Annotated in this window: 8 protein-coding genes and 1 pseudogene; 7 read left to right on the top strand and 2 right to left on the bottom strand. The window is 68.7% G+C overall.

The genetic code is table 11. The annotated features are described in order from the left end of the window. Positions 1-488, top strand: a 488-nt coding sequence (locus tag B4M60_RS10610) for a nuclease-related domain-containing protein (RefSeq protein ID WP_291083422.1), incomplete at its 5' end; no start/stop codon positions are given. 144 nt (positions 489-632) lie between these two features. Further along, positions 633-2,027, top strand: a complete 1,395-nt coding sequence (locus B4M60_RS10615; protein ID WP_422653261.1) for a DUF7507 domain-containing protein — start codon at positions 633-635, stop codon at positions 2,025-2,027. Between the two features lie 140 nt (positions 2,028-2,167). Here the strand turns inward: B4M60_RS10615 and B4M60_RS10620 are convergent, their stop codons facing one another. Then, the gene (locus B4M60_RS10620) at positions 2,168-2,695 is read right to left on the bottom strand and encodes an NUDIX domain-containing protein (protein WP_291083428.1); all 528 of its coding nucleotides are present in this window, start codon (positions 2,693-2,695) and stop codon (positions 2,168-2,170) included. Positions 2,696-2,918: 223 nt separating this feature from the next. Here B4M60_RS10620 and B4M60_RS10625 point away from each other — a divergent pair, with 223 nt between their 5' ends. The 5 genes from B4M60_RS10625 (at position 2,919) to B4M60_RS10645 (ending at position 9,548) form a co-directional block, all read left to right on the top strand. Further along, positions 2,919-3,224, top strand: coding sequence for a DUF6504 family protein (locus B4M60_RS10625; RefSeq protein ID WP_291083431.1), 306 nt, complete (start codon positions 2,919-2,921; stop codon positions 3,222-3,224). Then, on the top strand, positions 3,224-3,607 hold the full coding sequence (locus B4M60_RS10630; RefSeq protein ID WP_291083434.1) for an SAV_6107 family HEPN domain-containing protein: 384 nt from the start codon (positions 3,224-3,226) through the stop codon (positions 3,605-3,607). Before B4M60_RS10625 ends, B4M60_RS10630 begins: the two co-directional genes overlap by 1 nt. After that, a complete protein-coding gene (locus B4M60_RS10635; RefSeq protein ID WP_291083437.1) occupies positions 3,604-7,617 on the top strand; it encodes a DNA polymerase III subunit alpha in 4,014 nt (1,337 codons plus the stop codon). The genes B4M60_RS10630 and B4M60_RS10635 overlap by 4 nt, the downstream gene beginning before the upstream one ends. Positions 7,618-7,828: 211 nt before the next feature. Next, positions 7,829-9,109, top strand: a complete 1,281-nt coding sequence (gene dinB, locus B4M60_RS10640; RefSeq protein WP_291083440.1) for a DNA polymerase IV — start codon at positions 7,829-7,831, stop codon at positions 9,107-9,109. 70 nt (positions 9,110-9,179) lie between these two features. Next, positions 9,180-9,548 (top strand): DUF3040 domain-containing protein, encoded by a 369-nt coding sequence (locus B4M60_RS10645; protein WP_291083442.1) that lies wholly within the window; start codon positions 9,180-9,182, stop codon positions 9,546-9,548. A 526-nt stretch (positions 9,549-10,074) separates the two neighbouring features. Here B4M60_RS10645 and B4M60_RS10650 read toward each other — a convergent pair. After that, a pseudogene (locus B4M60_RS10650) lies at positions 10,075-11,013 on the bottom strand (IS110 family transposase); the annotation flags it as partial. Positions 11,014-11,097 lie beyond the last annotated feature (84 nt).

An 11,097-nucleotide genomic window follows, 5' to 3' on the forward strand; every position in this document is an offset into this window, starting at 1 on the left:
GGCTGGCCCGACTCGAGTCTCGCGGCTGGCGGGTTTTTCACGCCGTCCCGGTCGGCGAGCGCGGCAGTGACATCGATCACGTCTTGATCGGCCCGGGTGGGGTGTTCACCCTCAACACGAAGACACATCCCGGGGCCAGCGTGTGGGTCGGGGCGCGCGCCATCATGGTCAACGGCCATAAGCAGCCCTACCTGCGGAACTCTCGTTTTGAGGCTCAACGCGCCTCGAAACTACTCACCGAGGCCATGGGTCGCCCGATCAATGTCGGGTCGGCCCTGGTCATCTTGACCGACACCTTCGTCCCGAATCTCACGATCAAGCAGCAGCCCGAGGGCGTCGTGGTGCTCCACCGTCTGAATCTGGTGAGGCATTTCGCGCACCGCCAAGGGGTGCTGTCGCCGACGGAGGTGGAGGCGATTTACGACCTGGCCAGAAGGCCCTCCACGTGGGTGACGGGAAGCCCTCCGGCTCCTAGTCCGGGTGTGTAAAAGTTACGTGGTGAAGTGAGTCGATAGTGCTACTATTGAAACACTTTCGGGGTCATGGCTGCTGATCCAACAGGAACGAGGGGTTCCTTTTTAAGGGCAGCGTCCAGGGCGACGGTTTCGGCCCCCTCCCGGAAGCAGGCTTCGATGAACGAGTTCCCGTTCGTGGCCCCCCATCCCCACACCCATGGCTTCGCGCCCCACGCCCGTGACTTCGCGGACGTCTCGGCGTCGCGTCCGGGTGCGCGGCGTGCGGCCTGGGCGGCGCTCTGCCTCGCGGGCACCCTCACTTTTTCGTTCCTTCCCTTCGCCGGTGCGCTGACGGCGAGGGCCGCGGACGCGACCATCACCCTCGGCATGTCGGCCGACCTGCCGTATTTCAGCACCGCCGCGACGACCATCACGTACTCCTACGAGGTGGCCAACACGGGGACGTCGTCGCTGGACCAGGTGATGATCTCCGACCCGCAGGCGGGGTTGTCGGCCATCAGCTGCCCGAGCGCGTCGCTGGGCGGCGGCGAATCCATGACCTGCACGGCCAGCTACGAAACGACGGAGGCCGACGTGGTGGCCGGCGCGGTGAACACCCTCGCCTCGGTGTCGGCGACCGACCCCGCGGCGGTGGAGGTCACCGCGTCAACCCGGTTCCGCATCCAACAAGCGGCCCTGGAGCTCCGGGCGTCCGCAGGCATCGAGTCGGTCGCTCCCGGCGGGGAGGTCGACTACACCGTGACGGTGACCAACGTTGGCTCGTTCGCCTTTGGCGGGGACACACCGGCGACCTTGCTCGCCTCGTTGGACGGGGTCTTGGACGACGCCACCTACCTGGGCAATGAGGTCGCGACCGAGGGAACGGTGTCGTACCTGAACGGGGCGGTGCGCTGGGGCGGGGCGCTGGCCCCGGGGGTTTCCGCGAGCATCACCTACTCGGTGCAGGCGGGTGCTGTCGGCACGGGCGACGGGGCGCTCACCAGCGCCGTGGTGTCGCGCCAGCCGTCCAACTGCCTGCCGGACGCCAGCCAGCCGGCCTGTTCGGTCACCGTGACGCTGGCCGATCCGCCGCCCCTGCAGACCCAGGATCCGATCCTCGTGGCCGCACCTCCGCCCGTCGTTGAGGCGCCCCCCACTCCGGCTCCCACGGTGGCCGCGACGCCGGAGCCGACGATCCAACCGTCCGTGCCGACCCCGGCCGCGACCACAGAGCCGACCACGGCTCCCCAGACCACTACCCCCACCCCCACCGACTCCGGAGCGACCGTGTCTGCGGTCACCGGGGCCACGACCAGTGCCGGTGACAGCGTTGTCCCGGCGCTGGTTGGGAGGGGCGAGGTGAACGCGCCGCGCGCTGCGATCGGCGGGGCCCAGCTCGGGAGGCCGATCGTGGTGGAGGCGGCGGTTCTCGGGCCCGAACCTGACTTCGTGCCGTCGCCACCGGATGAGGCGGCGCGGGAAGAGGCCTCCAACGTGGGGCTGGCCAGCTACCTCGTGCTTGGGGGGTGGGCCGTCATATTCGTTGCCGTAAGGCATGGCCGGCGCGGCTAAAGCGCACCGTTTGGGAGGCACCCTTCCTCCTCCGGGATGGGGTCGAGGAAGCGGGAATGGTGTTGAGAGCTGCTTGCCCCGGGGCGTGACCGAGATTGACCCTCTCGGTCACGCCCTCGGCACGTGATGGCACTCCCGGGTCAGTGCCCCAGGAGGCGCCAGGGTTCGGCGGGCGGGCCAGCGGTGGCCAACTGGTCAAGGAGGTCGGCCAAAATGCGCGGGACGAAGAGGTCGGACGAGGCGGCGATGTCGGCCCGCCGCCACCATCGCAACTCCTCCAGCCCCTCGGCGTTGAGCTCGGACGGTGTCATGGCGGGATTCAGGGTGAGGTGCTCGGATCGGACGGCGAATACCTTTTCGATCTGGCCGTCGTACCCCTCACCCTCGGAATCCTCGAAGCTGGCGTAGGCGGTCTTCGTCCACAGGTGCGGGCCGATGGTGTAGCTCGTGAGGCCGGTCTCTTCGGCGAGCTCACGGCGTAAAGCGACCTCGTCGGTCTCTCCGGGGTGTACGCCCCCGCCGGGGCAAATCCAGGCGCCGCCGAGCAACCCGGCGATGCGGAGGTGGGCGAGCAGAAAGCGTCCGTCCGGCCCGGAAATCAGCGCCCGAACGCCCGCTCGCAGCCGGGGGGTCGCCACCCCGACCGGGGGGATCGTGCCGTCGCTCACCGCCCTAGTATCCGCCGAAACCGCCCGGGGATGACTGCTCCTTGACGTGGTGTCGGAGGGCCGTCCTATAGTGGAATCACTCGAACAGATGTTCGAAAAGAACTGACGATCGATGCGGCCCGAAGGGAAGACGGTCCGCCACCGACGCCCCGGTTCGGCGCACCTCACCGTGCGTCCGAGCCGGGGTTCGCTGACCCATGAGACCTGACGGGGAGGGAGTGCCATGCGCCGCTACGACGATGCCATCGAGGTGCGACACCTTGACGGGGAACCGGTCACGTTCACGTGGCGGCGTCGGCATTGGCTCGTCACCGAGGTCGAAACCCGGTGGGTCGAGACCGCCGATTGGTGGAACTCGCCCCAGGTGCGCATCGCGCGCGGTTCGGTGGCCGAAGACCTGGGCGACGACCTGCTGGGAGAACGCGAAGTGTGGCGCGTGATCGCCCATCCGGTCGGGGTGGAGTATGCGGGGGTCTTCGAACTGACCTGCCGCGATGGGCAGTGGACGCTGCGACGGGTGGTCGACTGATGTTGAGCGACGACCTCCAGCGCGCCCAGGCCGCCTTGGTGGCGGCCGAACTGGCCGAGCGTCCACACGAAAGATTCCTTGCCGCGCACGTGGCGGCGCTGCGCATGGCGGCCTGCGTCTTGGCCGTCCGGGCCCATGGGGTGCGCACCAGCCGGTTGGGCAGCGTCTGGGAACTGCTGGCGGCCGTGGCGCCGGAGTTCTCCGAATGGGCGGCGTTCTTCGCCGCCAGCCAACTCAAACGCCAAGCCGTAGCCGCGGGAGCGACCGCGCTGGTGGGCGCCCGCGAAGCCGACGACCTGCTCCGCGATGCCGCCGCCTTCCACGACGACGTTCGCCGGCGCCTGCTCGGGCGCCGCGTCCAGACCGAGGCCGGTGCCGGATGAGCGACCCGTTCGTCCACCTGCGGGTGGCGTCCGGATACTCGCTGCAATACGGGGCCTCCCACCCCTCGGAGCTGGTGGCGGCTGCTGCGGCGCACGAGATGGACACCCTTGCCCTCACCGATCGCGACGGCCTTTACGGCAGCATCCGGTTCGCGAAAGCCTGCCTGAGCGCCGGCCTAGCGCCCATCGTGGGGGTCGACTTCGCGTTGGCGTTACCAGGGCGCGGCGATCGGGCCGGGGGGCGAACGGGGGGTGATGGTGAGAGGGGAGCTACCTCGCTCGCGGCCCGACGCGAGGCCCGCCCGACACCCAAACCGGTGCGGGGTGGTGAACTGCGCGATCCGCGGCTGCCGCGGGTGGTGGTGTACGCCTCCTCCCGGGCGGGCTGGGCCTCGTTGTGCCGGCTGACCTCGGCGGTCCACTTGGCGGGGGAGCGCGGCAAACCGGTGCTGACCCCCGAACTGGTGGCGCGGCACGCCGACGACCTCATCGTGTTGTTGGGTTCCGATTCCGACCTCGGCAACGCCCTCGCCACGGGCGGCCCCGACGCCGCCGAGTGGGCGCTCGCCCGCTGGCGGGAGGTGTTGTCTCCTGAGCAGTTGGCGGTCGGTGTCACGAATCACCGGCTGCCCGGACGAGGCATCGGCTCGGCCGCCCATGCCGGGCGGATGCTCAGCTTCGCCGACAGCCACCGGCTGGTAGGGGTGCTCACCAACGACGTCCGGATGGCCGATAAGCGACGCGCGACCACGGTGGACGTGTTGGACGCGGCCCGACGTTTGGTCCCGCTCGACCTGCGCAACGTCGATCGCCGCAACGCCGAGGGTTACCTGAAGTCGGGCAAGGAGATGCTGGCCGCCGCCGAGGAGGCCGCTTTGTCGGCGGGGCGCCCCGACGCCGAGCGGCTGTTCGCCGACACCCGCACGCTGGCGATCCGCACCCGGCTCGACCCGCGGGCCGACATCGGGCTCGGCGAAATTCACCTTCCCGAGTTCAGCGCGCTGGGGGTCTCCGGTGAGGCGGAGAGCGCCTTCGCCGCGCTGCGGCAGCGGTGCGAGGCGGGCATCAACTCCCATTACGGCACCACCAGTAGCGCAATCGAGACGAGGCTCGACGACGAGCTCCGCGTCATCAAGACCATGGGCTTCGCCAGCTACTTTCTGACCGTCGCCGAGGTGGTCGGCATGATCAAAGACATGGGCATCCGGGTCGCCGCCCGCGGCTCGGGGGCGGGCAGCCTGGTCAATTACCTATTGGGGGTCTCGGGGGTCGATCCGCTGCGGTACGGGCTCATCATGGAGCGCTTCCTCTCCCCACTGCGCCAGGCGTTGCCCGACATCGACATCGACGTGGAATCCGCGCGCCGCACCGAGATCTATGACCGGATCCTCGACGCGTTCGGCGGCGAGCGGGTGGCCTGCGTGGCCATGGTCGAGACCTACCGCGTCCGGCACGCGATCCGCGACGTCGGGGCGGCGCTCAGCCTGCCGCCCGGCGAGATCGACGCGATCGCCAAGTCGTTCCCGCACATCCGCGCCCGCGACGCCCGCAGCGCCATCCGAGACCTGCCCGAACTACGCAGCGCCGGCCTGGGCAGCCGCCGCCTCGACGTCTTGTTCGAACTCGTCGAATCCCTGGACGGGTTGCCCCGCCACCTTGCGCTGCACCCGTGCGGGGTGCTGCTGTCGGACGCCACGCTGCTCGACCGCACCCCCGTCGAGGCCAGCTTCGGCGGCTACCCGATGAGCCAGTTCGACAAGGACGACGTCGAAGACATGGGACTGCTCAAGCTCGACGTGCTGGGCATTCGGATGCAGTCCTCGATGGCGCACGCCCTCGAAGAGATCATCCGCATCGAAGATCACTGCCCCGACATCGACGCGCTCGCCCCTTTCGACGATCCGCAGGTCTACGACGTCATCGCCCACCGCAACACCTTGGGCTGCTTCCAGATCGAGTCGCCAGGGCAGCGGGAACTCATCGGCAAGTTCGGTCCCAGCACCTTCCTCGACGTCATCATCGACATCTCGCTGTTCCGCCCCGGTCCGGTGAAATCCGACATGATCACGCCCTTCTTGGAGGCGCGGCACGGCTGGGCCAAGGTGCGCTACCCGCACCCCGACCTCGAACCGGTGCTGCGCGACACCGGCGGGGTGGTGGTGTTCCACGAACAGATCATCCAGATCGTCTCGGTGATGACCGGCTGCACCCTTGCTGAGGGCGATGAAGCCCGCCGGGCCCTGGGCGATCGCATCGGGCAGGCCGAGGTGAAGCGCTGGTTCTTCCCCGCCGCCCGGCGTAAGGGCTACGCCGAACCTTTGATCGAACGGGTCTGGGGGATCTTGGAATCCTTCGCCTCGTTCGGTTTCTGCAAGGCGCACGCCGCCGCGTTCGCGCTGCCCACCTACCAATCGGCGTGGCTGAAAACCCACTACCCGGCCCACTTTCTCGCCGGGGTGCTCACCCACGACCCCGGCATGTACCCCAAGCGGCTGATCCTCGAGGAGGCCCGGCGCTGCGGGGTGGAGATCCTCGCGCTGGACGTCAACGAATCCTCCGACGCCTACCGAGCCATTCGGTTGGGCGAGGCACCTCGGGAGAGCCGACTTGGTGGACGCGAGGTGGCCTGGGCAGACGGACGAAGGGAGGCCCCGGACGGCCGCGAGGAGGCCTGGGCGGACGGACGCGGGGAGCCCCCGGACGGCCCCGAGGAGCCCTGGCCCGACGGATTGCCTGACGGTCGCGGCTACGGCATTCGGCTGTCGCTCTCGGACGTGAAGGGCATCACCGCCACCGAGGTCGGCCGCATCATCGCCGGTCAGCCCTACGCCTCCCTCACCGACTTCGCCAACCGCACCGGTTGTGCCGCCCCCGTCGTGGAGCGGCTGGTGCTGGCCGGGGCGTTCGATGATCTCTACGGGGTCGGCAGGGCCATCGGTGTCGCCCCCCGCGACCGCATCACCCGCCGCGACCTGCTGCTCACCGTCGCCGACCTCGAACGCGCAGCCCGCGTCGACCGCCGCCTCGCCGGCGCCGGACGGGCCCGCGGCCTGGCGGGGGGCGGACGCGCCAAAGTCAGCGCCCGCGGGCTGCGCCCCGAAAGCGATGATCCCTGGCAGCGGGCCCAGGGCCAGGCCCTCGCCACCCCGCCGCCGCGCCCGGTCGAGATCCAACTGCCGCTCGACTTCTCGACCCCGCCCCTGACGGAGACCCCACCCTTCACGGAGGATGGCGCCTATGAGGGCTGGACGGGTGGGGCGAGTGGGCCGGGGGACGTCGTGGCCACAGGGTTGCCCGAGATGACCGACGACGAGCGGCTCGCCGCCGAGCTCGAGATCGTCGGCTTGGACGCCACTCGTCACGCCCTCACCGACTACCTGCCCTTCTTGCGGACGCTGGGCGTCACTTTCGCGGCCGACCTACTGGGCAAGCGGTGGCGCTCGGACCTGCTGATCGCCGGGGTGAAGGTGGCCACCCAGACACCGGCGGTCCGCTCGGGGCGGCGGGTGGTTTTCTTGACCCTCGACGACACCACCGGCCCCTCGGACGCCACCTTCTTCGAAGATGCCCAGGGCCCTTACGCCGCCACCGTGTTCGGGTCGTGGCTGCTGGTCGTCCGCGGCGAACTGCGCCGCACCGGGCCGCGCGGGGTCTCGCTGCGAGCCACGGCGGCCTGGGATCTTCCGCAGCTCTACGCGCTCTACACCCGCACCTTGGACGAGGGCGGCGGCGAGGCCGAGGCACTGGCGGCGGTGGTCGCGCTCATGACCGAGGTGCCCGAGGGGTTCGGCATGGTCGGCGAGCAACTCACCGACGAGCAACTGGCGGCGCTGCCGCCCGAATCCCGTCCCGACGCCGATGCCCAACAGCACGGCAAGGGGGGCGGCATGGGGCGGCGGCGCACCCTCGTCCACGCGAGCGGGTTCGCCCAATCTCCCTACGCCGACGTCAAGGCGGCCGAGCCGACGCGCAAGTTGTGGCATTCCTCACCCGGAAGCTCCGGACGATGAGCGGGGGCGAGGCACTCTCGTGGACGCCCACCCGCCACCCCCTTTTCTTCTCGACTTTGCTGGCGTTAGGCGTCTTTGCTGGCGAAATATCGCCAGCAAAGACGCCTAACGCCAGCAAAGTGGGAGAGGGGGAGGCGCCGGAGCAGTTAGCGGAGCAGCCCTTAGCGCGGTCTTTGGGGCAGCCCTTAGCGCGGTCCTCGGGTGGGGCGCGATGACCCCCGGATTCTCGAGCTGGTTCGATCCCTCCGCCACGCCCCGGTTCGATCAGCCCACCGCCCCCGGACGCGATTCGGCCGGAAGCCCGTCGTCCGGACGCCCGGCGACCGGTCGCGCCATCATGCACGTCGACATGGACGCCTTCTACGCGTCGGTGGAGTTACGGCGGCACCCGGAGCTCAAAGGCAAGCCGGTGTGGGTCGGCGGCGCGGAGCGGGGTGTGGTGCTGTCGGCCAATTACGAGGCGAAGGCGTTCGGCGTCGAGGGGGGCATGCCCAGCACCCGGGCGCGTCGGCTGTGCCCGCAAGCGGTGGCGATTCCCCCCGATTTCGACGCCTACATGGCGGCTTCGAAGGGGGTCTTCGAGATCTTCGGCACCATCACCGACACCGTCGAGGCGATGAGCATCGATGAGGCTTTCCTCGACGTGACGGGGTCGCTGCGGCGGCTCGGGTCCCCCGTCCAGGCGGGTGAGCTCGTCCGGGCGCTCGTCCACGACGAGCAGCGCATCACCTGCTCGGTGGGCATCGCCCCGACGAAGTTCTTGGCCAAATTGGCCTCGTCGGCGGCCAAACCCGACGGGTTGCGGCTCATCGAACCCGACGCCGTCGTGGAGTTCCTGCACCCGTTGGGGGTGCAGAAGCTTTGGGGGGTGGGGGACAGCACCGCCGCCAAGCTGCACACGCTCGGCATCAAGACGGTGGCTGACCTGGCGTATGCGCCCAAGGCGACCTTGCAGCGGGCGTTCGGGCCCCGCCTGGGGCAACTGTTGTCGGATCTGGCCTGGGGGCGCGACACCCGCAAGGTGACGGTCACGCAGGCCGAGCGCAGCATCGGGCACCAGGAAACCTTCGCGCGCGACACCGACGACGTCGATCTGGTGATCGGTGAGCTGTTGCGGGTCTCGGGCACGGTCGCCTGGCGGCTGCGGCAATCCGGCATGCTGGCGCGCGGGCTCACATTGAACCTGCGCTTTGCCGACTTCACGCAGGTCAACAAATCCGCGACGCTGTCGAGCCCCACCGATCTGACCGGGGAGATCCATGCCCAGGCCGTCACCCTGTTTGGACGCTTGGGCCTGCAGCGGGCGCGCATCCGCCGCGTTGCGATCCGCGCCGAGAAGCTGGTGGTGGCCTCGGAGGCCTACGTCCAACCCGCCTTGGACGAGCCGGACGCGGGCTGGCGCGCCGCCGAACGGGCCTCCGATGCGGTGCTGCGTCGATTCGGGCCGAAGGCCGTCCAACGCGCCTCCCTCACAGCGTCCCGACGCCCCTGACCATTCCGTTGGCCATCTTCGACGCGTAGACTGGGTCAACCACCCACCTGCGGACGTGAAGGGGGATGAGGTGCCACTCTCAGAACACGAGCAGAACAGCCTCCGCCAGCTTGCGCAAGCCCTCGCCGCCGAGGATCCGAAGCTCGCCGACACCCTGCGCGGCACTTCGCGACGGTTCATTCATCGACGCGTCGCCGCCCTTGCTGGGCTCGGCTTCATCGTCGGTCTCGCCGCCCTGATCGGCGGCATGGAGGTCGGTTGGATCGTCAGCGTCCTCGGCTTCATAGCCATGCTGGCGTCTACGATCATCGCCCTGCTGTCGTGGCGCGAGGTTGAAGTCGATACGCCCCAGGGCCCGAGCCCTTCGGCCGCCGCCCGTTCGGCCTTCATCGACATGCTTGACGAACGTCGCCGTCACCACCCCGAAGACGAAAAGTAGCCGCAAGCCCCCGCGAGCGTCGAACCCTCGACCTCCCTCCCACGAACAAGGCCGCCCCCGGTTCACCGGGGGTGGCCTTCGTTTGTGCCCTGACTCTTATCAATGTGGCGAGTTTTCGGGACTGATGTGGCGTTGACTACGGGTTTCTGTTTCCGGGTTGTGCGCTAGCCGGGTGGTTGGCGAGAGCTAAGTCGTGCCGGAAGTCCAAGACCGATCTCCGCGCCCGCCCGATCTACGCCAGGAAACGGCCTCGATCGAAGCCCAACTCACCATCGTTTTCGCCGCCTCGTAGTCGCCCGCCGGCTCATCCTCGCCAACCCCACCCAAACCATGCTGAATACCGAGGCTCAAGTCGCCCACGAGAAGCAAGGGCGGAGTTCAGCATGAGTTGGGTGAGGCCGACCCCGCTGCCTATCCCTTGCGCCCCATCCGACCTAGCCGTCCCACCTGTGCGCTCACGTCAGCCGATCTGGCGTCTACCCTGCCCTTCACGCACCTTCCCTACCGTTGCAACGTTGCTCCTATGTCAAGCGGCAGTTGGGAGGACGGTCTGGGCGGCGGTTTTGTGGTCGGTGAGGAGGTGCCGGTAGACGACACCGATGAGGTGGCGTTTCAGGCAGCGGAGGGCCTCTCGGCTGGTTTTGCCTTCGGTTTTCTTCTTCTCGTAGTAGGTCTTCCCGGGCCCCTCGAGTCGGATCTGCGTGAACGCGATGCGGTGGATCGCAGCGTTGAGTTGTCGGTTCCCGCCCCGTGACAACCGGACCCGGCCGGCAGTGTTACCCGACCAGACCGGGATCGGAGCGATCCCCGCATGACGAGCGAACGCCGCTCCGGACTTGAAACGGGTGATCCCGGCGGTCTCTGCCACGATCTTCGCCGCGGTTAACACCCCCACCCCCGGCATGGCCAACAAGGTCGGGACCACAGGCGCGACCAGGGCGCTGATACGGCGTTCCAGGGCGTTGATGGTCACGGTGACGGTCGTGATGTCGACCAGTTCGTCACGGGCCAACTCGGCCACGATCCCAGGCACGTCAGCGAGCCGGTCTGCGAGCTTGCGTTGCCATAAGGGCCGATCCATCGACCCCGCTGGCGGGGACCATCCGGGTTCGATTTCATGGACCCGTCCCAAGAACCTGTTGATGGTCCCGGTGCGCTGTTTCACCAAGTCATCCCGCCGATCAGTCAACAACTTCACCTCACGGGACACCTCATCATGCGCAACCACCGGCAGGTCTGGTTCCCGCAACCCCACCCGCGCGACCGCTAGGGCATCAATCGGATCCGACTTCCCCGGGGCCCGCACCTCCCGACGCTGCCCAGCCATCAACCGTGGGGGCACCCGGACCACCCTTTGACCAGCCGCGACCAGGTCCCGCTCGAGCCGACCCGACAGACCACGACAATCCTCAACAGCCCACAACACCTCGGTACCGAACTGTTGAACCGCCCCGGCGTGTCCGGAGGCTTCGTTGTTTGACTAAGCAGCCTCTGTTTGTGGCTGCTTGTGAGCGTAGTACGCGTTCTCGAGCTCGAGGGGCGGGATGTC

Origin of the sequence: Dietzia sp. UBA5065 (assembly GCA_002415925.1) — a bacterium.
In the GTDB taxonomy this organism is placed as follows: domain Bacteria; phylum Actinomycetota; class Actinomycetes; order Mycobacteriales; family Mycobacteriaceae; genus Dietzia.